The following is a 25320-nucleotide window of genomic DNA, read 5'->3' on the forward strand; positions in this document are numbered from 1 at the left end:
GAAGCACGCCTGACAACAACTTGTATTTCATGGTTTTCTCCACGACCCAGCAGCCAGAATGCGATGAGATGTCGTCCGTTGCGTATGCCCGGCGCAGTTACTCATTGGCTTGGGTTTTACCTGGTTGGCGAAAGGCACGGGCACACCGAGCGGCGTGCGGGTGTCGAGATAATCCTGATCGAGCCGATTGAGTATAGGATCGGCCTCGGGAACTGCCACGGCAGAAAGATCGACGGACAAAAAAAGACGAAGCCCGCATTGCGCGGGCTTCTTGGTGTGGAGCTGTTTACATTTTTGCCAGTGCCTGAGCCAGATCGGCGCGCAGGTCTTCAATGTCTTCGACCCCCACCGACAACCGCACCAGCCCATCGCCAATCCCCAGCTTCGCACGGGTTTCCGGCGGGATGGTCGCGTGGGTCATGATCGCCGGATGCTCGATCAGGCTCTCCACGCCACCCAGACTTTCCGCCAACGCAAAGATCTTCACGTTCTCCAAAAACCGCCGCGCACCGGCCAGGTCGCTGTTCAGGTCAACAGAAATCATCCCGCCAAAACCGCGCATCTGCCGCTTGGCCAGTTCGTGCTGCGGGTGCGAGGTCAGGCCCGGGTAGTAGACGCGCTTGACCTGCGGCTGCTGTTCCAGCCACTGCGCCAGGTCCAGGGCGTTGCTGCAGTGACGTTCCATGCGCAGCGCCAAAGTCTTCACCCCGCGCAGAGTGAGGAACGCATCGAACGGCCCGGAAATCGCGCCGACGGCGTTCTGCAGGAAGCCGAGTTTTTCCGCCAGTTCGGCGTTCTGCCCGACCACGGCAATGCCACCGATCACGTCGGAGTGGCCGTTGAGGTATTTGGTGGTCGAGTGCAGGACGATGTCGAAACCCAACTCCAGCGGGCGCTGGATGTAGGGGCTGGCGAACGTGTTGTCGGCCACGCAGATGATCCCGCGCGCGCGGCAGATGCGCGCGATTGCGGCCAGGTCCGACAGGCTCAGCAGCGGGTTGGTCGGGGTTTCGACCATGACCATGCGCGTGTCGTCCTGCAGCGAGGCTTCGAACGCCGACAGATCGGTCAGGTCGACGAAGCTGAAACGGTGCCCGGCACTGCGCTGGCGGACCTTGTCGAACAGGCGGAACGTGCCGCCGTACAAGTCATTGCCGGAAACGATGTGCGAGCCGGCGTCGAGCAGTTCCAGCACCGTGGAAATCGCCGCCAGCCCCGAGGCGAAGGCGAACGCGCGGGTGCCGCCTTCGAGGTCGGCGACGCAGCGCTCCAGGGCGAAGCGCGTCGGGTTGTGCGAGCGGCCGTAGTCGAACCCCTTGTGCACGCCGGGGCTGTCTTGCAGGTAGGTGGAGTTGGCATAGATCGGCGGCATCAGCGCGCCGGTGGTCGGGTCCGGCTCTTGCCCGGCGTGGATCACCCGGGTGGCGAAGCCTTGGGATTTATCGTCGTGCTGACTCATGCAAGGGATCTCCGTAATTGGTTGAGCATGTCGGTGCGGGTGATCAGGCCATGGAAGCCTGAAGCGTCGGCGATGATCGCGACGAGGCCACGGCTGAGCACCGATTCCAGCTCGGCCAGGCTCGCAGCCGGGGCGAGGGTTTGCAGTTTGTCGGTCATCACACTCGACACCGACTGGCTGAAACGTGCGGCGTCTTCGTGGACGCCGAGGAGGATGTCGGACTCGTCGATCACTCCCACTAGTTGTTTGCCTTCGACCAGCACCGGCAGTTGCGAAACGTCCGCCAGACGCATGCGTTGGAAGGCCGTGAGCAGGGTGTCGTCCGGGCCGACGCTGATCACCCGGCCGTCCTCGAAACGCCGTGCGATCAAATCGCGCAGATCGCCGTAGCCCTTGCGCTGCAACAGGCCCTGATCGGTCATCCACTGGTCGTTGTAGACCTTCGACAGGTAGCGCGTGCCGGTGTCGCAGACAAAGCTGACCACGCGTTTCGGCTCGGTCTGCTCGCGGCAATAACGCAGCGCGGCAGCGAACAGGGTGCCGGTCGATGAGCCACCGAGAATGCCCTCGGCCTTGAGCAACTGGCGGGCATGATCGAAGCTTTCCGCATCGCTGATCGAGTAGGCGTGACGCACGCTGGAGAGGTCGGTGATCGACGGAATGAAGTCTTCGCCGATACCCTCGACCGCCCACGAACCGGGCGTCGGCAAGGTGCCGTCGCGGCTGTATTGCGCCATCACCGAGCCGATCGGATCGGCGAGGACCATTTCCAGATCCGGTTGCACGCGCTTGAAGAAGCGACTCAGCCCGGTCAGCGTGCCGGCCGATCCGACGCCGACGACGATGGCGTCCAGATCATGTTCGGTCTGCGCCCAGATTTCCGGCGCGGTGCTGCATTCATGGGCCAGCGGGTTGGCGGGATTGTTGAATTGGTCGGCGAAAAACGCGCCGGGAATGTCCTTGGCCAAACGCGCGGCGACGTCCTGGTAATACTCGGGATGGCCCTTGCCGACGTCAGAACGAGTGATGTGCACTTCGGCGCCCATGGCCTTCAAGTGCAGGACTTTCTCGGTGGACATCTTGTCCGGCACCACCAGCACCACACGATAGCCTTTGGCCCGGCCGACCAGCGCCAGACCCAGACCGGTATTGCCGGCAGTGGCCTCGACAATCGTCCCGCCCGGTTGCAGGCGGCCGTCACGTTCCGCAGCGTCGATCATCGCCAGACCGATACGGTCCTTGATCGAGCCGCCGGGGTTCTGCGATTCAAGTTTGAGAAACAGCGTGCACGGTCCGGTATCGAAGCGGGTGACCTGCACCAGCGGAGTATTGCCTATCAGCCCAAGCACGGCAGGGCGTGATTCCTTCGACATTTCTTCACCTCTTTATGGTGTTGATCGCGTTCCAATCGCGGGGAAAAGACTCGCGTGCAACTTAGGCGCAGACATCCTCTCTCGCAACCTCTAATCCTTGGAAAATCCAGCCATTTGGATCTAACGATAGAACGAAAACTGGCATGTTGCCCTGAGGTGTCTGATCGTTCCCACGCTCCGCGTGGGACTGCAGCCGGGGACGCTCTGCGTCCCTACGGTCTGAAGATCGCATCCTTCGGCAGCTCCTGCAGGGGCTTCTGTGCATGAGTAGAACTTGTGATGATCTGGAATTTATTGAGTTTGTTTCATTAAGTCCGGTTCCCGACAATACCCGCCATCGAATAAGCATCTGGAGTTGTTTGTCATGGCACTGGCCCATTCCCTTGGATTTCCGCGCATCGGTCGCTACCGCGAACTGAAGAAAGCGCAAGAGGCGTTCTGGAAAGGAGAGCTGCACGAGGCGGGCCTGCGTGACGTCGGGCGTGAGCTGCGCAAGGTCCATTGGAACTTGCAGAAAAACGCTGGCATCGACTTGCTGCCGGTTGGCGATTTCGCCTGGTACGACCAGGTGCTGACCCACTCGCTGATGTTCGGCGTGATCCCCGAGCGCTTCCGCCCGCATGACGGCAAAGCCACGCTGCATACGCTGTTCAGCATGGCCCGAGGCGTCAGCAATACTTGCTGCGGCGAAGGCCACGCTCAGGAAATGACCAAGTGGTTCGACACCAACTATCACTACCTCGTACCGGAATTCAGCGTCGATCAACAATTTCAGCTGGGTTGGGAGCAGCTGTTTGAAGAAACCGAAGAGGCCCGTGCGCTGGGGCACAACGTCAAACCGGTGATCATTGGCCCGCTGACCTATCTGTGGTTGGGCAAAACCAAAGGCGCCGATTTCGACAAGCTCGATTTGCTTGATCGCCTGCTGCCGCTGTACGGCCAGATCTTCGCGCGGCTGGCGGCGTTGGGTGTGGAGTGGGTGCAGATCGACGAGCCGATTCTGGTGCTCGATCTGCCTCAGGACTGGAAGAACGCTTTCGAGCGCGCCTACAACCAGATCCAGCGCGATCCGCTGACAAAACTGCTCGCCACGTACTTCGGTGGTCTGGAAGAAAACCTCGGTCTGGCGGCGAACCTGCCTGTCGATGGCCTGCACATCGATCTGGTGCGCGCGCCGGATCAATACCCGACCATTCTGGATCGTCTGCCGGCCTATAAAGTGCTGTCGCTGGGTGTGGTCAACGGTCGGAACGTCTGGCGCTGCGATCTGCAAAACGCGCTGGCGACACTGCGCCATGCCCATGAGCGTCTGGGTGATCGCTTGTGGGTGGCGCCGTCCTGCTCGTTGCTGCACAGTCCGGTTGATCTGGGCCGGGAAGACCAGCTCGATGCGGAACTCAAGAGCTGGCTGGCGTTTGCCGTGCAGAAGTGCGAAGAGGTCGCCGTGCTCGCCCAAGCGGTCAGCGAGCCGGAAGCGCCGCAGGTGCTGCGCGCACTGGCGCAAAGTCGTTCGGTACAAACCAGCCGCGCTGCCTCGCCGCGTATTCACAAACCGGCGGTGCAAGCGCGGGTCGCGGCGATCACTGCCAGGGATGCGCAACGCCAATCGCCGTTTGCCCAGCGCATCGCCAAACAGCGCGGCAAACTCGATTTGCCGCTGTTTCCGACCACCACCATTGGTTCATTTCCGCAGACGGCGGCGATCCGTCTGGCGCGCCAGGCCTACAAGCAAGGCAAGCTCAGCGCGGCCGATTACACCGATGCGATGCACACGGAGATTCGCCACGCTGTAGAAATTCAAGAACGCCTCGGCCTGGATGTGCTGGTGCACGGTGAGGCCGAGCGCAACGACATGGTCGAATACTTCGCCGAACAACTCGACGGTTATGCCTTCACCCGCTTTGGCTGGGTGCAGAGCTATGGTTCGCGCTGCGTCAAGCCAGCGGTGATTTTCGGTGACCTGAGCCGCTCGAAAGCGATGACGGTCGAGTGGATCCGCTACGCCCAGGGCCTCACCGACAAGGTCATGAAAGGCATGCTGACCGGCCCGGTGACCATGCTGATGTGGTCCTTCGCCCGCGAAGACGTCAGCCGCGAAGTGCAGGCTCGACAACTGGCGCTGGCCATTCGTGACGAGGTGAATGATCTGGAAGCGGCAGGAATCAAAATCGTCCAGATCGACGAAGCGGCGTTCCGTGAAGGCTTGCCGTTACGCCGGGCGCAGTGGCCGGCGTATCTGGAATGGGCAAGCGAAGCGTTCCGCCTGTGCGCCTCCGGCGTGCGCGACGAAACCCAGATCCACACGCACATGTGCTACAGCGAATTCAACGATGTGATCGAGTCGATCGCGGCGATGGATGCCGATGTCATCACCATCGAAACCTCACGGTCGGACATGGAACTGCTTGAGGCATTTGAAGCATTCGCCTACCCGAACGACATCGGCCCGGGCGTCTACGATATTCACTCGCCACGTATTCCCGATGTGACGGAAATGGTCGGCCTGCTGCGCAAAGCTGCCCAGCGCATTCCGGTCGAGCGGCTGTGGGTCAATCCGGATTGCGGGTTGAAGACCCGAGGCTGGCCAGAGACCGAAGCGGCGCTGGTGCACATGGTCAGCGCCGCGCGGCAACTGCGCAAAGAGTGGGCCTGACCCTTTACCGCCCTGGAATACATAACCCCTGTGGGAGCGAGCCTGCTCGCGAAAGCGGTCTCTCAGCTACACATACATCAAGCAAGGAAGCGCAATATCGGTGCACCATCGAACGGGTCCGTCAGATAGTGCGCCCTGACCCCGAAAGTCGTATGTAACCGCTCCGGCGTCAGCACGTGCAGCGGCTCGCCCAATGCCACCAGACGCCCGCGCTCCAGCACCGCCAGGCGATCGCATTTGAGCGCCTGATTGAGATCGTGCAGGGCGATCAGCGTAGTCACCGGCAGTGCGCGCACCACTTGCAGAATGCTCAACTGATGCTGGATATCGAGGTGATTCGCCGGCTCGTCGAGCAGCAGGATCTGCGGGCGCTGCGCCAGTGCGCGGGCGATGTGCACGCGTTGGCGTTCCCCGCCGGAGAGGCTGCGCCAGAGGCGGTTGCGCAGGTGCACGGCGTCGACGTCGACCAGCGCTTGCTCGACGATGGCGTCATCGGCCGGCGACCACGGTTGCAGCGCCGACAACCACGGCGTCCGCCCCAGCGCCACCGCGTCGAACACGCGAATGCCATCGTCGGTATCGGCCTGTTGCTCAACCACCGCGAGCGTCTGCGCGATGCTGCGCCGCGACATTTTGCCCAGCGCCTGACCGCCGAGCTGCACATGGCCCGCGCTCGGTTCGCGCAGGCCGGCGAGCAGTTTCAGCAGCGTAGATTTACCCGAACCGTTCGGCCCGACAATGCCCAGGGTCTCGCCGCGCTGAACATCGAGACTGACACCATTGAGCAACTCGGCACCGCGCACTTTGAAGCCCACACCCGCACAACTCAGAACCGTGTTCATCGCGCCGATCTCCGGCCCACCAGAATCAGCGCGAACACCGGCGCGCCGACCAGCGCAGTGATCACGCCGACCGGAATCACCTGACCCTTGATCAGGGTGCGTGACAGCACATCGGCGGCGATCAGAAACACTGCGCCGCCCAACGCACTGGCAGGCAGAAGGCGCGCATGGCCGGTGCCGAGCAACAACCGCGCGGCGTGGGGAATCACCAGACCGACAAAACCGATCGAGCCGACAATCGACACCATCACCGCCGTCACCAGCGCGGCGCAGCCGATCAGCAGGATCTGTACGCTACGCACGGCAATGCCGAGGGAGGCCGCCGAGTCCGCGCCAAAGGTGAACGCATCCAGCGCCCGGCGATGCCACAGACAAACAACCAAGCCCAACACCGCCACCGGCACCGCCAGCCACACCGACGGCCAGCGCACGCCGCCGAGGTTGCCCAACAGCCAGAACATGATCCCGCGCGCTTGTTCGGAGCTGGCCGAGCGGGTGATCAGAAACGCGGTGAGGGCGTTGAACAATTGCGAACCGGCGATCCCGGCCAGAATGATCTGCCCGGTGCCGCTGGCCGAGCCGCTGACCCTCGCCAACAGGATCACCAGCACGAACGCCGTCACCGCGCCGGCAAAGGCACCGACCGACAATGAAATCGCCCCGGCGCCGACGCCAAGCAGGGCGACCATCACCGCGCCGGTCGAGGCGCCAGCGGAAATACCCAGCAGATACGGATCGGCCAGCGGATTGCGCAGCAGCGATTGCAGGATCACCCCGCACGTCGCCAGGCCGGCGCCGCAGGCCGCCGCGACCAGCGCGCGGGTCAGGCGATAGTTCCAGACGATGCCTTCGTCGATCGGGTCGAGCACATAACCGGCGCCCCACAGCTTGTTGGCCAGCACCTGCAACACTACGCTCGGCTCGATCGAAGTCTCGCCAATGGCCACGCCGCCAATCAGCGCGACCGACAGCGTCAACAGCACCAGCAGCAAACGGATCAGGCGTCTGCTCATGGCGACAGGTCGTAGCCGTTGATGGCGCTGGCCAGTTGTGCGAGGCCGTCGAAGGTGCGCAGGCTGGCCTGCATGGCCATGGCGTCAAGGATGATGATGCGGTTGTGCTTGACCGCGTCCATGTTGCGCGTCACCGGATCACTGCGCAGGAAGGCGAGTTTCTTCTGATAGTCGTCCGCCGGGAAACGTCGACGATCCATGCGCGCGATCACCAGAAATGTCGGGTTGGCCTTGGCGATGGTTTCCCAGCCGACGGTTGGCCATTCTTCATCCGACTCGACCACGTTGCGCACGCCGAGGGTGCTGAGCATGAAATCGGGAACGCCTTTGTGCCCGGCCACGAACGGCTCGATGTCCATCTCGGCGCTGGAGAACCACACCAGGGCGCTGACGTCTTTGCGCTGCTGCTTTTTCGCGGTGGCGATCGACTGCGCGAGGCTGGCTTTAAGCTGCTCATTGAGCTGCTCGCCACGCGCCTGCACATCGAAAATCGCTGCGAGCTGGCTCACGGCTTTGTAGATGCTGTCGATGCGAAACGGCGCCAGCCGCGTGCCGTCCGAACCGACGAGGTTGTCCTTGGCTTCGCAATCGGAGGGCAGCAGATAGGTCGGAATCTTCAGTTCATGAAACTGCTCGCGAGTGCCGACCGCGCCTTGCGGGCCGACCATCCATTCCAGCTCGACGGCAACCAGCTCCGGGCGTTTGGCGATCACCGCTTCGAAACTCGGCTCGTTATCGGCGAGGCGCTCGATCCTGTCGTTCTGCGCTTTGTATGTGCCCAGCACGTCGTTGAACCACAGTGAGGTGCCGACGACTTTGTCGCCCAGGCCCAAGGCGTAGAGCATTTCGGTGCCGGCCTGGCCAATGGTCACCGTGCGCGCAGGCGCGTGCTGAAAGGTCAGGCTGCTGCCACAGTTTTCCACGGTCAGCGGATACGCAGTCGGCGCCGCTTGCGCCAAGGCGCAAAGGCTCAGAGCGGTGAGCAGGGTGGCAACGCGGGGCAGCAGCATGGGGCAGTCTCCAGGGGAACCGTACGGGAGCGGGCGGGTACGGTTGGAAACACACCTCGGGCGCGGTCGTGGAAACTGCGCAAGGCCGGCATAGTGAAAACAAGCACGGCACGATGTCCTTCCCGGACACCCCGCCGGTTAGTCAGTCACTGTGCCGGCAGGTCTCCTGACTGATGCGTCATCGCCACGCTCCGGCCTTCCCGGGATTCACCCAGTGGCAGTCGAGGAGCAGGCTCGGCACCTACAGTTGCGGGGGCAGTTCCGATTGATGCTATTCAAGCATTTCGGATTCCCTATTAATTCCGTGTGGAAACCGGCGGCGGCATGGTAGTCGATTTGCGCGGTGGAGGGGGAGGCGAATCTGCGACAGCGTCGATTTTGCCGTTGGCATTGCAATCGGCCGTACGCACTGATTAATATACGATCCATATACATTTCGTATCGGATATAGATGTGGGCATCGTAAAGATTTCAGAGGACATGCACGAGAACCTGCGCATTTCCAGCAACGCCCTCAGCCGCTCGATCAACGCGCAGGCCGAGCACTGGATGCGCATCGGCATGCTCGCCGAGCTGCATCCCAACCTCGACCACAGCGCCATTTGCCGCCTGCTGATCCGCGCCGAACAGAACGGCGGACTGGATCTGCAACAACTGACTCAGGAAGCCGTCAGCGCATGAGAAACCAGATCAAGATCAACACGCCGGCCGACATCGAAAAATCCCGCGCTGCCGGCAAACTCGCCGCTGAGGTGCTGGCGATGCTGGTGCCGCATGTGAAGGCCGGGGTGACCACCGATGAGCTGGACCGGTTGTGCAACGATTACATCGTCAATGTGCAGAAAGCCGTGCCGGCCAACGTCGGTTATCACGGCTTTCCGAAAACCGTCTGCGCGTCGGTCAATGACGTGGTGTGCCACGGGATTCCATCGGGTACGCCATTGAAAGACGGCGACATCGTCAACCTCGACATCGCCGTGATCAAGGATGGCTGGTTCGGTGATACCAGCCGCATGTATGTCGTGGGTGAGGCGAGCCCCGAGGCGCAGCACCTGATCAAGACCACTTACGACGCGATGTGCGCGGGCATTCGCGCAGTGAAACCGGGTGCAACGCTGGGCGATATCGGTTACGCGATCCAGAGCCTGGCGGAGGCGGAGGGCTTCAGCGTGGTACGCGAGTACTGCGGCCATGGCATCGGCAAGGTCTATCACGATGAGCCGCAGATCCTGCATTACGGCTTTCCCAATCAAGGGCTGAAGCTCAAGGCCGGGATGATTTTCACCGTGGAACCGATGCTCAATGCCGGCAAACGCCATGTGAAGAACATGCCGGATGGCTGGACGGTGCTGACCAAGGATGGCTCGTTGTCGGCGCAGTGGGAGCATATGGTCGCGGTGACGGAGAGCGGGTTTGAAGTGCTGACGGCTTGGCCGGATGAGATTGAAGGGTACCGGGCCATTGGCTGATACCGTGTCGCCTGCTTGCCCTCACCCTAGCCCTCTCCCAATGGGAGAGGGGACTGACCGAGGTGTTGTTGCGAGATACGCCGACGTGCGATACCGAGTCGAACTTACATTTTGAACAGCATGAAGATCGGCTCCCTTTCCCCCTCGCCCACCGTGGGGGAGAGGGTTGGGGTGAGGGGGTAGACCAACTGACTCAGCGCAATCAGTGAGCACCGGCAGCCTTGTTCAAATCGCTCTCGGTCCACTCGGTATAAACACAAGCATCCGCCGTCGCCCAGCGCACCCGGACCGGATCGCCGGCCTTGAGTGGCATGCCCGCTGCCGACAGCGCTTTCACCGTCATCGACGTCCCGCCCGCAGTGACCACGCTGCACGTCTGGCTCTCACCAAGAAACAGCACCTCCACAACATTCGCCGATACCTCATTCCAACCCGCCGCCAGCGGCTCATCGAGCGCCTGCTGCGTGCTCAACGCCAAGGCTTTTTCCGGACGCACCATCAGCAGCACATCCTGATCAGTGTGCAACCCGGACGTCAGCCGAATCGACAATGACTGCCCCTCGAAACTCGCTGCCGCATTCCCTTGCGCCTTGAGCTTGAGGAAGTTCGAATTGCCCAGAAACGACGCGACAAACGCATTCGGCGGATTCTGATAAAGGTCATACCCGCTGCCCAAGCCGACAATCTTGCCGTGGCTGAAAATCGCGATGCGTTGCGACAGCCGCATGGCTTCTTCCTGGTCGTGGGTCACGTAAACGATGGTGATACCCAGGCGCCGGTGCAGCTGGCGCAGTTCATCCTGCAAGTCCTCGCGCAGCTTCTTGTCCAGCGCGCCCAGCGGTTCGTCCATCAGCAGGATGCGTGGCTCGTAAACCAGCGCCCGGGCGATGGCGACACGTTGTTGCTGACCGCCGGACAGTTGCGAAGGGCGGCGATGGGCGAACTGTTCGAGCTGCACCAGTTTGAGCATCGCATCGACGCGCTTTTCGCGCTCGGCGGCAGCCAGTTTACGGATCGCCAAAGGGAAGGCGATGTTGTCGCGCACCGACAGATGCGGGAACAGCGAGTAACGCTGAAAAACCATGCCGATGTCGCGCTTGTGCGGCGGCACTTTGACCAGCGACTGGCCGTTGACGAGGATCTCGCCGCTGCTCGGTGTTTCAAAACCGGCGAGCATCGACAGCGTGGTGCTTTTGCCCGAGCCGCTGGAGCCGAGGAAGGTGAGGAATTCGCCGTCCTTGATGTCCAGCGAGATATTGTCGACGGCAGCGAAATCGCCGTAGTGCTTGTTCAGGTTGCGCAGGCTGACCAGGGGTTTGTCGCTCTGCTGGGATGCGTCTTTGATCACGGCACTCATGTCGTACTCCTGGGCGCTCAGGCGCTGATTTCGTTGCGCCGGCGCAGGGCGGCGGCGATCACCATGACCAACACTGACAGGCCGATCAGCAGCGTCGAAGCGACGGCGATCACCGGGGTCAGGTCCTGGCGCAGGGTGGTCCACATTTTCACGGGAAGGGTTTGCAGAGTCGGGCTCGCCATCATCACGCTGAGCACCACTTCGTCCCACGAAACGAGGAAGGCGAAGAGGGCGCCGGCGACCATGCCCGGACGGATCGCCGGAAACGTCACCTTGAACACCGCTTGCAGGCGCGAGGCACCGCAGATCACCGCCGCGTCTTCAATCGACTGATCGAACAGCTTCAGCGAGTTGATGATCGAGATGATGGTGAACGGCAGCGCGACGATCACATGGCTGACGACGAAGGCGAACATGGTCCCGGTATAGCCGAGCTTGAGAAACAGCGCGTACACCGCCACGGCGATGATCACCAGCGGCACGATCATCGGCAGGGTGAACAGGCCGTAGAGCATCTCGCGGCCGGGAAAGCGTCCGCGCACCAGCGCAAACGCGGTCGGCAAACCGAGGGCCACGGCGCAGATCGTGGTCAGCACGGCAACCTTGAGGCTGGCGGCAGCGGCGTTCATCCAGTCGGGGTTGGAGAAAAACTGGCCGTACCATTTCAGCGTCCAGCCCGGTGGCGGGAACACCAGCCACTGCGAGGAGCCGAACGACAGCAGCACGATGAACACGATCGGCAACAGCAGGAACAGACCGATCAGCCCAGTCGTGGCGTAGAGGCCGAAACGCATGCGCCGGCTCATGGCATTGGGGGTCAGGAGCATGTCGGCTTACCTCGCGTTACTGGCGCCAACCGGGGATTCCGGTTGAAGCTTCAGGTAGAAGTAGAACAGCACCAGGGTGATTGCGATCAACAACGCGGCGCCGGCACTGGCCAGGCCCCAGTTGAGGAACGATTGCACCTGCTGAATGATGAACTCCGGCAGCATCATGTTTTGCGCCCCGCCGAGCAGCGCCGGGGTGACGTAGTAACCGAGCGACATCACGAACACCATCAAACCGCCGGACGCCAGACCCGGCCGGCACAGCGGCAGGAACACCCGGAAGAAGTTGGTCCACGGACTGGCACCGCAGATCGAGCCGGCCTGCAGGATCATCGGGTCGATGGCCTGCATGGTCGCCTGCAACGGCAGCACGATGAACGGGATCATGATGTAGCTCATGCCGATCACCACGCCCGTGAGGTTGTGCACCATCTCCAGCGGTTGATCGATGATGCCCAGCGCCATCAGCGCCTTGTTGATCACGCCCGAGGCTTGCAGCAACACCAGCCACGAATAGGTGCGGGCGAGCAGGCTGGTCCACATCGACAGCAGCACGATGTTGAGGATCCAGCGCCCCCAGCCGCGCGGCACCAAAGTGATCGCCCAGGCCAGCGGAAAGCCCAGCAGCAGGCTGAACAGCGTCACCAGCCCGGCCACCGAAAAGGTGTTGAGCAGCACTCGCGCATAGGCCGAGTTGGCGAACAGTTGTTCGTAGTTGCCGAGACCCGGCACAGGTTCGAGCACACCGCGCAGCAGCAGGCCAATCAACGGCGCCAGAAAGAACAGGCCGAGGAACAGCAGCGCCGGGACGAGGTTGCCGGCGCCGCGCCAGCGTTGCTTGAAAGCCGAACCGGCAGCGCCGGCGGCGCTCCCGGTGGCAGTGGAAGAACGGGGCGCAGTGGCCGCGATTTTCATTTGACCAGCCATTCGTTCCACCGTGTCGCGATAGCCGGACCGTTCTTGGCCCAGTAAGCGAAATCAAGGGTGATCTGATCCTTGGCGTAAGCCGTCGGCAGGTTGGGGGCCAGCGTCGAATCCAGACGCTCCACACTGTCGAGGTTGACCGGCGCGTAGGCGGTCAGGTTGGAGAAGTCGGCCTGGCCTTTGGCGCTGCTGGCATTGGCGAGGAACTTCATCGCCGCATCTTTGTTTTTCGAGCCTTTGGGGATGACCAGAATGTCGGCCATGACTAGGTTCTGTTTCCAGCTCACGCCGACCGGTGCGCCGTCTTCCTGCAAGGCGTGCACACGGCCATTCCAGAACTGGCCCATGCTCGCTTCGCCGGACGCGAGCAGTTGCTGCGACTGCGCGCCGCCGCCCCACCAGACGATGTCTTTCTTGATGGTGTCGAGTTTCTTGAAGGCGCGATCCAGATCCAGCGGGTAGAGCTTGTCGGCAGGTACGCCATCGGCCAGCAGCGCCAGTTCGAGCACGCCGGGGCTTGGCCATTTGTACAGGGCGCGTTTGCCGGGCCAGGTCTTGGTATCGAACAGCGCGCTCCAGTCCTGCGGCTTGTTGGCGCCGAGCTTGCCTTCGTTGTAGCCGAGGACGAAGGAGAAGAAGAACGAGCCGACGCCGTGATCGCTGACGAAGCGCGGGTCGATCCTGTCGCGCTGGATCACTTTGAAGTCGAGGGGTTCAAGCAGGCCTTCGGCAGCGGCGCGCAGGGCGAAATCGGCTTCGACATCGACCACGTCCCACTGCACGTTGCCGCTTTCGACCATGGCCTTGAGTTTGCCGTAGTCGGTGGGGCCGTCCTGGACGACGGTGATGCCGCTGGCCTTGCTGAACGGATCGGCCCAGGCCTGTTTCTGCGCATCCTGGGTGCTACCGCCCCAGCTGACAAAATTCACGCTTTCGGCAGCCATTGCAGCCTGGCCGGTAACGCTGAGCAGTCCCGCGAAAAAGATCGCGGTTGCAGCTTTGTTCAACACCATGTTCACGCCCTCATTGTTGTGTTTTTGAGCGGGCCTTGCGTTGTTGCCCGCCTGTCGGGAGCAGTAGCTGGACGCTTCGTTGGAACGTCCGATCTATGGAATATCATATTATGGTATTCCAAACTTTGTGCAAGCACTTTGCCTTACCGGTTATCTGGCGGATCTGTCTTTCCGGTCTTCATCCAAATGTGTAGCGAATGAAACTGTGGCGAGGGGATTTATCCCCGTTGGGCTGCGGAGCAGCCCTGAAAGCGGGACATGCGATATTTCTGGCGGATCGCGTTGGCAGGAATCGGGGCCGCTTCGCAGCCCGACGGGGATAAATCCCCTCGCCACAGGGGAGTATCGATAACAGGGTTATTCGGTGAACGGAATGCTCTCAACCACCTCAAGGTCATACCCGGTCAACCCCGCGTACTTCAGCGGCGGGCCGAGGTGGCGCAACTTGCCCACTCCCAGATTCTGCAGAATCTGCGCCCCCGTCCCGACCTCGGAATAAATCCGCGATTGCGAACGGCTGAACTGCCGTGGCGGCTGGGTCAACTGCGGCACGCGCTCGAGCAAGGCCTGCGACGATTCATGATTGGCCAGTACCACCACAACCCCATGACCTTCCGCCGCGACCCGTTGCAGCGCCGCCCACAGCGTCCAGTTCGTTGGCCCGCTGTACTCGGCGCCGACCAGGTCGCGCAGCGGATCGATCACATGCACGCGCACCAGTGTCGGCTCCTCGCGGCGCAGATCGCCCATGACCATCGCCATGTGCACGCCGCCTTCGATGCGATCCTCGAAGGTGATCAAACGGAACGTGCCATGCACCGTCGGCAGCTCACGTTCGCCGATGCGTTCGATAGTGTGCTCGGTGCTCAGGCGGTAGTGGATCAGGTCGGCAATCGTGCCGATCTTGATCCCATGCTTGCGCGCGAACTGCTCCAGATCCGGGCGGCGCGCCATGGTGCCGTCGTCGTTCATCACTTCGACGATCACCGAGGCCGGGGTGAAACCGGCCAGACGCGCCAGATCGCAACCGGCCTCGGTGTGCCCGGCGCGAGTCAGCACGCCACCTTCCTTGGCGCGCAGCGGGAAGATGTGGCCGGGCTGCACCAGGTCTTCGGCGCGGGCATTCGGCGCGACCGCGGCGGCAACGGTGCAGGCCCGGTCGGCGGCAGAAATGCCGGTAGTCACGCCAACCGCCGCTTCGATCGACACGGTAAATGCAGTGCTGAACACGCTGCCGTTGGCGGGTACCATTTGCTCCAGGCCCAGACGCTGGCAATGTTCGTCGGTCAGGGTCAGGCAGATCAGCCCGCGTGCTTCGCGGGCCATGAAGCTGATAGCCTCCGGTGTGCAACGATCAGCGGCCAGCAGCAGGTCGCCTTCGTTCTCGCGGTCTTCGTCATCGACCAGCAGGACCATTTTGCCGAGGCGATAATCTTCGATGATTTCTTCGATGCTGTTGAAGGCCATGCTGGACTCTCAGGGTTCGTTGGAAATATATTGGTATACCATAATACAAAATCAACAAAGAGGTCACTATGAAGGCGTACTGGATTGCACATGTGGATATAGCCGATGCCGAGCACTACAGCCAATACACCCAGCGCACCCCGCAGGCGATTGCCGCATTCGGCGGCAAGTTTCTCGCCAGAGGCGGGCGCAGCGAAGCGATGGAAGGACGGCAGACGCCACAGCGCACGGTGATCATCGAGTTTGAAAGCTACGAAACAGCCGTCGCGTGCTACCGCTCGGCGGCGTATCAGGAGGCGAAAAGTTATCGCGAAGAATGGGCGAGGGCGGAGATCATCATCGTTGAAGGCATCAACCCACTCTGAAGCCTAGGGTATTGATCGTTCCCACGCTCCGCGTGGGAACGCAGCCCGGGACGCTCCGCGTCCCTTTCAAAGCCGAACGCGGAGCGTCCGTAGAGGCATTCCCACGCGGAGCGTGGGAACGATCAGGGGGAAGGTGATTTTTAGCGCATGAAATGGATCTTGCCGCTGTCATCATTGCCCATGTAAATCCCGTAAACCCCAGCCTGGCGCTCTTCGATATAGCGCTCGAGGATCTGCCGGATCGCCGGGTAGTAGATCTGCTCCCACGGAATCTCTTCCGGGGCGAAGAACTTGTAATCCATGGTCTCCGGCCCGTACTGCCCGGTGATCTCCAGGGCGATGGCGCGGAATATGATGTACACCTCGCTGATTTTCGGCACGCTGAAGATCGAATACGGCGAGACGATTTCCGCGCGCACGCCGCTTTCTTCCCAGACTTCGCGCAGCGCCGCCTGTTCGGTGGTCTCACCGCTTTCCATGAAACCGGCCGGCAGCGTCCAGGTGCCCGGGCGCGGGGGAATCGCCCGTTGGCACAAGAGGTATTTGCCGTCCTGCTCGATGATGCAGCCGGCAATGATCTTCGGATTGACGTAGTGGATGTAGCCGCAGCCGCGGCACATCAGGCGCTCGTGCGTATCACCCGGCGGCGTCTGCTGACCGAGGTCAGGGCCACCGCATTTCGGGCAAAAGCTCGGGCTGAACATGTCATTGACCTATGCGGGGTTCTTTCAGCGCGATCGGCAGGGTGATCGCCGGGGTGCCTTTGACGGCGACGCCGGTTTCTTCCTGCTTGCGCTTGAGGTAATCGAGGGCCACGGCAGCCGCCGCGCGGACGTGATCGACACACGCCTGATGCGCCGCCAGCGGATCGCCGCTCTTGATCGCCTCGACCATTTTTTCCATCTCGTGATTACTCGCGCCACGACGGTTTTCCTGGGACACCGAAGTGGCCCGCAAGTAACTGATGCGCGCCTGCAACTGGCGCAGCTGGGTGGCGGCGACATGGTTGCCCGAGCCTTCGAGCAGCACGTCGTAGAAGCCCTGCACCGAGTCGATGACCTGTTGCAGCTCGCCGTCCTTGAGCGCCTTGCGGTTGTCGTCGAGGGCTTTTTCCAGGGCCTTGATGTCCTTGGCTTTGGCACGCAGGGTGAACAACTGCACGATCAAGCCTTCGAGCACGCAACGCAGTTCGTAGATATCGACGGCGTCGTCGAGGGTGATGATGGCTACGCGCGGGCCTTTGGCATCGGCGAATTCGACGAGACCTTCGGATTCGAGGTGACGCAAGGCTTCGCGCACCGAAGTGCGGCTGACACCGAGGCGATCGCACAGGTCGCGTTCGACCAGGCGATCACCTGGCATGAGCTGGAAATTCATGATCGCGCTACGCAGTTTGTCCAGCACGATTTCGCGCAGGGTAACGGGGTTGCGATTGACCTTGAAGCTGTCGTCGAGTGGCTGGCGTTTCATGGGGTCCGCTCTTGAGCTTGGCTGTCCATGCCAGACGGGCATCAAAACAGCCGAGGGTTAACTGGAGGCCTCGGCGTCGGCTTCGGCAAAGGCTTCACGGGCCAGCCGGAAACTGTCCACGGCCGCCGGAACGCCGGAATAAATGCCGACCTGAAGCAGAATTTCGCGTATTTGCTCACGACTCAGGCCGTTACGCAAGGCGCCACGCACATGCAGCTTGAGTTCATGCGGGCGGTTGAGCGCCGAGATCATTGCCAGGTTGATCATGCTGCGCTCCTTGAGCGACAGACCCTCACGCCCCCATACATGGCCCCAGCAGTATTCGGTGACCATTTCCTGCAGCGGACGGGTGAAATCGTCGGCGTTGTCTATCGAGCGCTGAACATAGGCTTCGCCCAATACCTGGGTGCGGATTTTCAGACCTTTTTCGTACTTATCGTTACTCATCATTCCTCCTCACAACACAGATCCCCTTGTTGGAATGAACCCTGTGGTGAGGGGATTTATCCCCGACGGGGTGCGAAGCACCCCCAATACCTGCAACGGCGATTTGCCAGATATTCCGCGCGCAATGGTTTTACGACTGCTTCGCAGCCGGTCGGGGATAAATCCCCTCACCACAATGGGTCGTCCCACAGTGGGAGTTGTGTGGATCCGTCAGGTCAAGGCAGGCAACGCACCCAACTTGCCCTTGTGATAAATCATCGGCGTCACCGGTTGCTCGGGCAGGATCAGGTTCTTCACTGCGCCGACAATGATCGCGTGATCGCCGCCGTCGTATTCACGCCACAACTCGCACTCGATGATCGCCGTGGCCTTGGCCAGAATCGGGTTGCCCAGATCGCTCAGGTGCCACTCGATGCCCTTGGCCTTTTCCTTGCCCTTGCCGGCGAACGCGTAGGCTTCGGCAGTCTGCTCGGCGGAGAGCAAATGGATGGCGAATTTCTTGCTGTCGCGCAGTACCGGGTAGGTGTCGGACGCATAGTTGGGGCAGAACAGCACCAGCGCCGGGTCGATCGACAGCGCGCTGAACGCGCTGGCGGTGATACCGACGATGCCGCCGTCCGGGTCGAGGGTGGTGACCACCGTGACGCCGGACGGAAACGAGCTCATAACGTCTTTGTAAATGCCGGGTTCGATCATTTCGCAGGACTCCTAGCGCATCACAAACGGATCAGGCATTGGCGCCTGGGAGAGGTTGATCCACACCGTTTTCAGTTCGGTGTAGGCCAGCACCGAATCGATGCCGCTTTCGCGTCCATAGCCACTGTTCTTGAAGCCGCCGATCGGCGCCATCGCCGACACCGCGCGGTAAGTGTTGACCCAGATGATCCCCGAGCGCACATCGCGCGCCAGACGATGGGCGCGGCCGAGGTCACGGGTCCAGATGCCGGCGGCGAGGCCGAACTGTGAGTCATTGGCGATCGCCAGCGCTTCGGCTTCGTCTTTGAAACGAATCACCGAGGCGACCGGGCCGAAGACTTCTTCCTGCATGATCTTCATCGAATTGCGGTCGCATTCGAACAGCGTCGGCTCGTAGAACCAGCCTTCGCCGAGATCCGCCGGACGCTTGCCACCGGTGCGCAAACGCGCGCCTTCGGCGATCGCATCGGCGACCAGACCTTCGACCACCGCCAGTTGCTGCGCGGTGGCCATCGGCCCCATTTCACTGTTGTCTTCCTGTGGGTTGCCGATGCGGATGCGCTGGGCGCGCTCGACCAGACGATTGACGAATTCGTCGTAGATTTCGTCCTGCACCAGCAAGCGCGAACCGGACACGCAACTCTGCCCGGACGCCGCGTAGATGCCGGCAATCGCACCGTTAATTGCACTGTCGAGATCGGCGTCGGCGAAGATGATATTCGGCGACTTGCCGCCCAGCTCCAGCGACAGCTTGGCGAAATTCTCGGCGCTGCTGCGCACTACATGCCGCGCCGTGGCCGCGCCGCCGGTGAAGGCGATCTTGCGGATCAGCGGATGACGGGTGAGGGCGGCGCCGGTGCTCGGGCCGTAGCCGGTAACGACGTTGACCACGCCCGGCGGAATCCCGGCTTCGAGGGCCAGGCGTGCCAGCTCGAGAATGGTCGCCGAGGCGTGCTCGGACGGCTTGATCACAATCGTGTTGCCGGCGGCGAGGGCCGGGGCCAGTTTGATCGCGGTCAGGTACAGCGGGCTGTTCCATGGAATGATCGCGGCGACCACACCCATGGCTTCATGCACGGTGTAGGCAAACAGGTCAGGCTTGTCCAACGGCAGGGTGCCGCCTTCAAGCTTGTCAGCGAGGCCTGCGGTGTAGTGGAAGAACTCCGGCAGATAGCTGACCTGGCCACGGGTTTCGCGGATCAGCTTGCCGTTGTCGCGGCTTTCCAGCTGCGCGAGGTGTTCCTTGTTTTCTGCGATCAGATCACCGAGGCGGCGCAGCAGTTTGCCCCGCGCAGTGGCGGTCAGGCCGCGCCACGCCGGGCTGTCGAAGGCATTTTGCGCTGCTTGCACGGCGCGTTCGACGTCCGCTTCATCGGCGTCGGGCAGTTCCGCCCAGGCTTGCGCGGAGGCCGGGTTGAGGCTTTCGAAGGTCTTGCCGGAGAGGGCGTCGACCCAGTCTCCGCCGATGCACATCTGGAAGCGTGCGAGTGTCATGCAACGATCCCCTTTATATGGTTTTGTCGGGCGTGTGCGAATTGGAGAAATTCCAGCAGCATCTGGTTGACCAGACGCGGCGACTCTACCGGCATCATATGCCGTTGCTCGGGCAGCACGGCAACCTTCGCAGCGGGGATGCGTCGGGCCAGTTGCTCGGCCATTTCCGGCGTCGAGCCGGGGTCGAGTTCGCCGGTGGCGATCAGCGTCGGCGCCTGAATGCTGCTCAGGTCGTCGGCGCGGTACATGTCCTGGGTGGCGAACAATTCATAAGTGGTCAGGTAGCCCTGCGGATCGTTGTTGGCCAAGGTCTGGCGCAACGCGGCGATCTGCGCCGGGTTGGCCGCCTGATATTCACGGCTGAACCAGCGCGACAACGCCGCTTCGGCATTGGCGTCCGGGCCATGTTCGGCAGCCTGCGCAGTGCGGGCAATGACGCCAGCACGCTGTTCTTCGCTGCGGTTGAACACGCTGTTCAACACCACCAGGCTTTGCAGGCGCTCCGGGTAATGCAGGGCGAAGGCCCGCGCGACCAGGCCGCCCATGGAGAAACCGATCACCGCTGCCTGGGGCAGATTGAGGTGATCGAGCAGCTCGAGCAACTGATCGGCGTAACCGAGCAGGTCGGTGCCGCTGGCCGGGCGCGGGCTGGCGCCGTGGCCGAGCATGTCGTAGGCGATCACCTGGTACTGGCTGGCGAGGCCGACAATCTGCCCGCCCCACATTTCTTTGTTCAGGCCCACGCCGTGGATCAAAACCACGGGCTGGCCTTGGCCGGTCGCCAGGTAACTGGTGCCAGCCGGGGTGAGTTCAGCGGTGAGCCGAATCATGGAGCGCTCCTGCAATGCCTTTTTATTGTGATTACTGGGCTTTTTCGGCAGCCAGTTCTTCCAGATCGATGTAGCGGTTGCCGATGCGCGGGTGCAGGCGGCCACCGTCGGCGCAACCGAGCACGACGACGATTTCGTCGGCACGCGGCGCGTCTTCGATCTGCATTTCCAGGGTGATGTAGTGCGAACGCAGGCCTTCGTCGTCCTTGTGCATCATCGGGATCTGAATTGAAGTGCCCGGGCCGCCGCGCTTGTTGGTAAAGCTCAGGTAGCTCTTGGCTTTTACCGCTTCGCGATAGTGATTGCCGAAGCGCAGGGTGTGGATCACCGCCGATGCGTGCTCGATTTCGCCATCAGCGCCGACGACCGCCGCTTTGCCGTAGGCCTCGATCTTCTCGGCACCGCCGATGATCCCGACCAGACGCTCGACCATCATTGCGCCGAGGTCGGAGCAGTTGGCGCGGATCTGCGGCTTGAGGTCTTCGACAAAACCGTTGCCCACCCACGGGTTCTTCATCACCACGGCGAGGCCGACCATGGTCACCGGCTTGTCAGTAGCCTTGCCGCCTTCGATGAAGGTTTCTTCGACATAGCTGACGATCTTGCGAATTTCGAAACTCATGAGCTGCTCCGTTGGGGGATTGAGAGTGTCTGTGCGTCTGATGGTATACCATAATACCGATCCTGCAAGTCCCCTCCGCAACAATTGCGTCATCCATCCTACGAATGGCTGCGCATTCACCCTTTGTCGCAAAACCAACCATCACTACAAACCCTGTGGGAGCGAGCCTGCTCGCGAAAGCGGTGGTTCAGCCAATAAACAGGGTGACTGATACACCGCATTCGCGAGCAGGCTCGCTCCCACAGGGAAAATGATGGGTTACAGAGGGCCGCTTTCGGTTAACAAAAGATAACGCGGCGCCGATTGTCAGACATTTGCAAAGCCCGATAGGATGAGCCAGCTTCCGAAGGGGCTCTGGATTGCGGGTTTCAGGACTATGCTTCTGAAACGCCACTAGCCGAGCACCCTTGCGGCGCCCTTGAAGGCCCGATGGCCCAACAATAATAAATAGGGGAAGGTCTATGAGTCGTTGCCGCCCGCCGGCGTTACGCAACACCGCGTTGCTGGCCACAGCACTCTCGCTGCTGGGCTTCGCCACGTTATCGGCACCTGTGATTGCCGCCGAGGCCCCGGCTGACGTGGTCTATGCCACCGAATCGGCCAAGGCCGCAAAAAGCCTGATTCTTGATGTCGTCCACGCTGGCGCGCGTCTGGTCGCGGTCGGCGATCGCGGGCACATCGTCTATTCCGATGATCAGGGCAAAACCTGGACCCAGGCCAAGGTGCCAACGCGGCAACTGCTCACCGCCGTGTATTTCGTCGACGACAAAAACGGTTGGGCCGTGGGCCACGACGCGCAGATTCTCGCCAGCGCAGACGGCGGTCTGACCTGGACCAAACAATTCGAAGACCTCGCACGCGAATCGCCGCTGCTCGACGTCTGGTTCAAGGACGCCAGCAGCGGCTTTGCCGTGGGCGCCTACGGCACGCTGCTGGAAACCACCGACGGCGGCAAAAACTGGGAAGACGTCAGCGACCGCCTCGACAATGAAGACCAGTTCCACCTCAACGCCATCGCCGCCGTGAAAGACGCCGGGCTGTTCATCGTCGGCGAGTCCGGCAGCATGTTTCGCTCCGCCGATGACGGCCAGACCTGGGAAAAACTCGAAGGCCCGTACGAAGGTTCGCTGTTCGGCGTGATCGGCACGGCGCAGCCGCAGACACTGCTGGCGTACGGCTTGCGCGGCAATCTTTACCGCTCCACTGATTTCGGCAGCAACTGGGAGCAGGTCGAACTCAAAGCCGCACGCGGTGCGCTGGAGTTCGGCCTGTCCGGCGGCACGCTGCTGGAAGACGGCTCGATCGTCATCGTCGGCAACGGCGGCTCGGTGATCAGCAGCAGCGACAACGGCGAAACCTTCAGCGTGTTCAACCGCCCGGATCGCATTTCGCTGTCGTCGGTCACCGCCGCGGGCAACGGCAACCTGATTCTGACCGGGCAGGGTGGCTTGCACATCACCCAGCCAAACGGTGCCGAGACCAATAACAAGAAGGCGGGGCTATGACTTCCTTGATCACTCCTCAGCAGGAAAAGGCGACGGTTCTCGAGCGCCTGATCTTCAACAACCGTCCGGCCGTGATCCTGATCTGCCTGGTGGTGAGCATTTTCCTGTTCTGGCAGGCCACGCTGATTCGGCCGTCGACCAGTTTTGAAAAAATGATCCCGCTGCAGCATCCCTTCATCGAAAAGATGATGGAGCACCGCAACGATCTGGCGAACCTCGGCAACACCGTGCGTGTTTCGGTGGAAGCCACCGACGGCGACATCTTCTCCAAGGAGTACATGGAGACCCTGCGCCAGATCAACGACGAAGTGTTCTACATTTCCGGCGTCGACCGTTCCGGCCTCAAATCGCTGTGGAGCCCGAGCGTACGCTGGACCGAAGTGACCGAAGAGGGTTTCGCCGGCGGCGAAGTGATTCCGCAGAGCTACAACGGTTCCCAGGACAGCCTCGATCTGCTGCGCAACAACGTGCTCAAGTCCGGCCAGGTCGGGCGTCTGGTGGCCAACGACTTCAAGTCGAGCATCGTCGACATCCCGCTGCTGGAGGCCTATCCGGACCCGCAGGATCAGGGCAAGTTGCTGGCGCTGGACTATCGCCAGTTCTCCCATGAGCTCGAAGACAAGATCCGCAACAAGTTCGAAGCGCAGAACCCCAACATCAAGATCCACATCGTCGGTTTCGCCAAGAAAGTCGGTGACCTGATCGACGGTCTGGTGATGGTAGTGCTGTTCTTCGGTGTCGCCTTCGTCATCACCCTGATTCTGCTGCTGTGGTTCACCAACTGCCTGCGCAGCACCATCGCGGTGTTGAGCACGACGCTGGTGGCGGTGGTCTGGCAACTCGGGTTGATGCACTTCTTCGGCTTCGGCCTCGACCCGTATTCGATGCTGGTGCCGTTCCTGATTTTCGCCATCGGCATTTCCCACGGCGTGCAGAAGATCAACGGTATTGCCCTGCAATCCAGCGAGGCCGATAACGCCCTGACCGCTGCACGGCGCACCTTCCGCCAGTTGTTCCTGCCGGGGATGATCGCGATTCTGGCCGATGCGGTGGGCTTCATTACCCTGCTGATCATCGACATCGGCGTGATCCGTGAACTGGCAATCGGCGCGTCTATCGGCGTTGCGGTGATCGTGTTCACCAACCTGATCCTGCTGCCGGTGGCGATTTCCTATGTCGGCATCAGCAAGCGCGCGATTGCCAAGAGCAAGAAGGACGCCAACCGCGAGCACCCGTTCTGGCGCCTGCTGTCGAACTTCGCCAGCCCGAAAGTTGCGCCGATTTCGGTAGCGCTGGCGCTGATCGCCTTCGGTGGCGGCCTCTGGTACAGCCAGAACCTGAAGATCGGCGACCTCGACCAGGGCGCGCCGGAACTGCGTCCGGACTCGCGCTACAACAAGGACAACAACTTCATCATCAGCAACTATTCCACCAGCTCCGACGTGCTGGTGGTGATGGTCAAGACCAAGGCCGAAGGCTGCTCGCGCTACGAAGCCATGGCGCCGATCGATCAGCTGATGTGGAAGATGCAGAACACCGAGGGCGTACAGTCGGCGATCTCGCTGGTGACCGTGTCCAAGCAGATGATCAAGGGCATGAACGAGGGCAACCTGAAATGGGAAACCCTGTCGCGCAACCCGGACGTACTGAATAACTCGATCGCCCGCGCCGATGGCCTGTATAACAACAGCTGCTCGCTGGCGCCAGTGCTGGTTTTCCTCAACGACCACAAGGCCGAAACCCTCGATCGTGCGGTCAACGCGGTGCAGGAGTTTGCCAAGGAAAACAACAAGGATGGCCTGGAATTCATCCTCGCTGCCGGTAACGCCGGGATCGAAGCGGCCACCAACGAAGTCATCAAACAGGCTGAGCTGACCATCCTGATTCTGGTGTACATCTGCGTGGCAGTGATGTGCATGATCACCTTCCGCTCATGGGCAGCGACCCTGTGCATCGTCTTGCCGCTGGTGCTCACCTCGGTGCTCGGCAACGCGCTGATGGCGTTCATGGGCATCGGCGTGAAAGTCGCGACGCTGCCGGTGGTGGCGTTGGGTGTGGGGATCGGCGTGGATTACGGCATCTACATCTACAGCCGCCTCGAAAGTTTCCTGCGTGCCGGGCTGCCGTTGCAGGAAGCCTATTACCAGACCCTGAAGTCGACCGGTAAAGCGGTGCTGTTCACCGGCCTGTGCCTGGCGATCGGCGTGTGCACCTGGATCTTCTCGGCGATCAAGTTCCAGGCCGACATGGGCCTGATGCTGACCTTCATGCTGCTGTGGAACATGTTCGGCGCGCTGTGGCTGCTGCCGGCGCTGGCCAAGTTCCTGATCAAGCCTGAGAAGCTGGCGGGGCAGAAGGGCAATTCGCTGTTTGCTCATTGATCTGACAGGCTGAAACGACAAAGCCGCAACCTTGAGGGGTTGCGGCTTTTTTTGTGCTTCAAGATCAAGAGCCCCTCACCCTAGCCCTCTCCCGGAGGGAGAG

Annotated in this window: 22 protein-coding genes, 1 pseudogene and 1 riboswitch; of the genes and pseudogenes, 6 read left to right on the forward strand and 17 right to left on the reverse strand. The window is 61.6% G+C overall.

Features of this window, described 5'->3' with window-relative positions; genetic code table 11:
• Positions 1-286 precede the first annotated feature (286 nt).
• Together ACYSTU_RS14150 and ACYSTU_RS14155 are read right to left on the reverse strand one after the other, a co-directional pair.
• Positions 287-1459 (reverse strand): cystathionine gamma-synthase, encoded by a 1173-nt coding sequence (locus ACYSTU_RS14150; RefSeq protein WP_498999432.1) that lies wholly within the window; start codon positions 1457-1459, stop codon positions 287-289.
• Positions 1456-2832 carry a pyridoxal-phosphate dependent enzyme gene (locus ACYSTU_RS14155; RefSeq protein WP_125918460.1) on the reverse strand — a complete coding sequence of 459 codons (1377 nt, stop codon included), beginning with the start codon at positions 2830-2832 and terminating at the stop codon, positions 1456-1458. The genes ACYSTU_RS14150 and ACYSTU_RS14155 overlap by 4 nt, the downstream gene beginning before the upstream one ends.
• A gap of 364 nt (positions 2833-3196) precedes the next feature.
• On the opposite strand from ACYSTU_RS14155, the gene metE reads away from it, so the two are divergent.
• The gene (gene metE / locus ACYSTU_RS14160; RefSeq protein ID WP_498999435.1) at positions 3197-5485 is read left to right on the forward strand and encodes a 5-methyltetrahydropteroyltriglutamate--homocysteine S-methyltransferase; all 2289 of its coding nucleotides are present in this window, start codon (positions 3197-3199) and stop codon (positions 5483-5485) included.
• Positions 5486-5562: 77 nt separating this feature from the next.
• Here the strand turns inward: metE and ACYSTU_RS14165 are convergent.
• From ACYSTU_RS14165 to ACYSTU_RS14175, 3 genes and pseudogenes are all read right to left on the reverse strand, one after another.
• A pseudogene (locus ACYSTU_RS14165) lies at positions 5563-6231 on the reverse strand (ABC transporter ATP-binding protein); the annotation flags it as partial.
• Positions 6232-6323: 92 nt separating this feature from the next.
• Positions 6324-7340 (reverse strand): FecCD family ABC transporter permease, encoded by a 1017-nt coding sequence (locus ACYSTU_RS14170; RefSeq protein ID WP_122507927.1) that lies wholly within the window; start codon positions 7338-7340, stop codon positions 6324-6326.
• Positions 7337-8350: an ABC transporter substrate-binding protein gene (locus ACYSTU_RS14175; RefSeq protein ID WP_498999438.1), complete on the reverse strand. Its 1014-nt coding sequence runs from the start codon at positions 8348-8350 to the stop codon at positions 7337-7339. The genes ACYSTU_RS14170 and ACYSTU_RS14175 overlap by 4 nt, the downstream gene beginning before the upstream one ends.
• 139 nt (positions 8351-8489) lie before the next feature.
• Positions 8490-8683, reverse strand: a riboswitch (cobalamin riboswitch).
• 120 nt (positions 8684-8803) lie between these two features.
• Between ACYSTU_RS14175 and ACYSTU_RS14180 the strand changes: the two genes are divergently transcribed.
• Both ACYSTU_RS14180 and map read left to right on the forward strand, forming a co-directional pair.
• The gene (locus ACYSTU_RS14180) at positions 8804-9031 is read left to right on the forward strand and encodes a ParD-like family protein (RefSeq protein WP_007918027.1); all 228 of its coding nucleotides are present in this window, start codon (positions 8804-8806) and stop codon (positions 9029-9031) included.
• Positions 9028-9819 (forward strand): type I methionyl aminopeptidase, encoded by a 792-nt coding sequence (gene map, locus ACYSTU_RS14185; protein WP_016775022.1) that lies wholly within the window; start codon positions 9028-9030, stop codon positions 9817-9819. Before ACYSTU_RS14180 ends, map begins: the two co-directional genes overlap by 4 nt.
• A gap of 202 nt (positions 9820-10021) precedes the next feature.
• On the opposite strand, the gene ACYSTU_RS14190 is transcribed toward map, so the two are convergent.
• From ACYSTU_RS14190 to ribBA, 5 genes are all read right to left on the reverse strand, one after another.
• Positions 10022-11176, reverse strand: a complete 1155-nt coding sequence (locus ACYSTU_RS14190) for an ABC transporter ATP-binding protein (RefSeq protein WP_073471132.1) — start codon at positions 11174-11176, stop codon at positions 10022-10024.
• A gap of 17 nt (positions 11177-11193) precedes the next feature.
• Complete coding sequence (locus ACYSTU_RS14195) at positions 11194-12003, reverse strand: ABC transporter permease (protein WP_007918021.1); 810 nt, start codon at positions 12001-12003, stop codon at positions 11194-11196.
• A gap of 6 nt (positions 12004-12009) precedes the next feature.
• The gene (locus ACYSTU_RS14200; protein ID WP_130927333.1) at positions 12010-12918 is read right to left on the reverse strand and encodes an ABC transporter permease; all 909 of its coding nucleotides are present in this window, start codon (positions 12916-12918) and stop codon (positions 12010-12012) included.
• Complete coding sequence (locus tag ACYSTU_RS14205; protein ID WP_136492516.1) at positions 12915-13940, reverse strand: ABC transporter substrate-binding protein; 1026 nt, start codon at positions 13938-13940, stop codon at positions 12915-12917. Before ACYSTU_RS14205 ends, ACYSTU_RS14200 begins: the two co-directional genes overlap by 4 nt.
• A 357-nt stretch (positions 13941-14297) precedes the next feature.
• Entirely contained in the window at positions 14298-15407 is a 1110-nt protein-coding gene (ribBA, locus tag ACYSTU_RS14210) for a bifunctional 3,4-dihydroxy-2-butanone-4-phosphate synthase/GTP cyclohydrolase II (RefSeq protein WP_016775017.1), read from the reverse strand.
• A 68-nt stretch (positions 15408-15475) separates the two neighbouring features.
• Between ribBA and ACYSTU_RS14215 the strand changes: the two genes are divergently transcribed.
• Positions 15476-15772 carry a DUF1330 domain-containing protein gene (locus ACYSTU_RS14215; protein WP_136492517.1) on the forward strand — a complete coding sequence of 99 codons (297 nt, stop codon included), beginning with the start codon at positions 15476-15478 and terminating at the stop codon, positions 15770-15772.
• A 140-nt stretch (positions 15773-15912) separates the two neighbouring features.
• On the opposite strand, the gene ACYSTU_RS14220 is transcribed toward ACYSTU_RS14215, so the two are convergent.
• The 7 genes from ACYSTU_RS14220 to ACYSTU_RS14250 all read right to left on the reverse strand — a co-directional run bounded on the left by ACYSTU_RS14220 (position 15913) and on the right by ACYSTU_RS14250 (position 21331).
• The gene (locus tag ACYSTU_RS14220) at positions 15913-16476 is read right to left on the reverse strand and encodes an NUDIX hydrolase (protein ID WP_024013191.1); all 564 of its coding nucleotides are present in this window, start codon (positions 16474-16476) and stop codon (positions 15913-15915) included.
• Position 16477: 1 nt separating this feature from the next.
• Complete coding sequence (locus ACYSTU_RS14225) at positions 16478-17242, reverse strand: GntR family transcriptional regulator (protein ID WP_016775014.1); 765 nt, start codon at positions 17240-17242, stop codon at positions 16478-16480.
• 57 nt (positions 17243-17299) lie between these two features.
• On the reverse strand, positions 17300-17689 hold the full coding sequence (locus ACYSTU_RS14230) for a carboxymuconolactone decarboxylase family protein (RefSeq protein ID WP_498999447.1): 390 nt from the start codon (positions 17687-17689) through the stop codon (positions 17300-17302).
• Positions 17690-17899: 210 nt separating this feature from the next.
• Positions 17900-18385: a flavin reductase family protein gene (locus tag ACYSTU_RS14235; RefSeq protein ID WP_016775013.1), complete on the reverse strand. Its 486-nt coding sequence runs from the start codon at positions 18383-18385 to the stop codon at positions 17900-17902.
• A gap of 12 nt (positions 18386-18397) precedes the next feature.
• On the reverse strand, positions 18398-19879 hold the full coding sequence (locus ACYSTU_RS14240; protein ID WP_024013188.1) for an aldehyde dehydrogenase: 1482 nt from the start codon (positions 19877-19879) through the stop codon (positions 18398-18400).
• On the reverse strand, positions 19876-20709 hold the full coding sequence (locus ACYSTU_RS14245) for an alpha/beta fold hydrolase (protein WP_024013187.1): 834 nt from the start codon (positions 20707-20709) through the stop codon (positions 19876-19878). The genes ACYSTU_RS14240 and ACYSTU_RS14245 overlap by 4 nt, the downstream gene beginning before the upstream one ends.
• Positions 20710-20740: 31 nt before the next feature.
• Positions 20741-21331, reverse strand: coding sequence for an amino acid synthesis family protein (locus ACYSTU_RS14250; protein ID WP_007968626.1), 591 nt, complete (start codon positions 21329-21331; stop codon positions 20741-20743).
• Positions 21332-21792: 461 nt separating this feature from the next.
• On the opposite strand from ACYSTU_RS14250, the gene ACYSTU_RS14255 reads away from it, so the two are divergent.
• Both ACYSTU_RS14255 and ACYSTU_RS14260 read left to right on the forward strand, forming a co-directional pair.
• Positions 21793-22836 carry a WD40/YVTN/BNR-like repeat-containing protein gene (locus ACYSTU_RS14255; RefSeq protein ID WP_110603691.1) on the forward strand — a complete coding sequence of 348 codons (1044 nt, stop codon included), beginning with the start codon at positions 21793-21795 and terminating at the stop codon, positions 22834-22836.
• On the forward strand, positions 22833-25217 hold the full coding sequence (locus ACYSTU_RS14260; protein WP_498999453.1) for an efflux RND transporter permease subunit: 2385 nt from the start codon (positions 22833-22835) through the stop codon (positions 25215-25217). The genes ACYSTU_RS14255 and ACYSTU_RS14260 overlap by 4 nt, the downstream gene beginning before the upstream one ends.
• The last annotated feature ends 103 nt before the right edge of the window (positions 25218-25320 follow it).

It is taken from the genome of Pseudomonas glycinis (assembly GCF_054871425.1).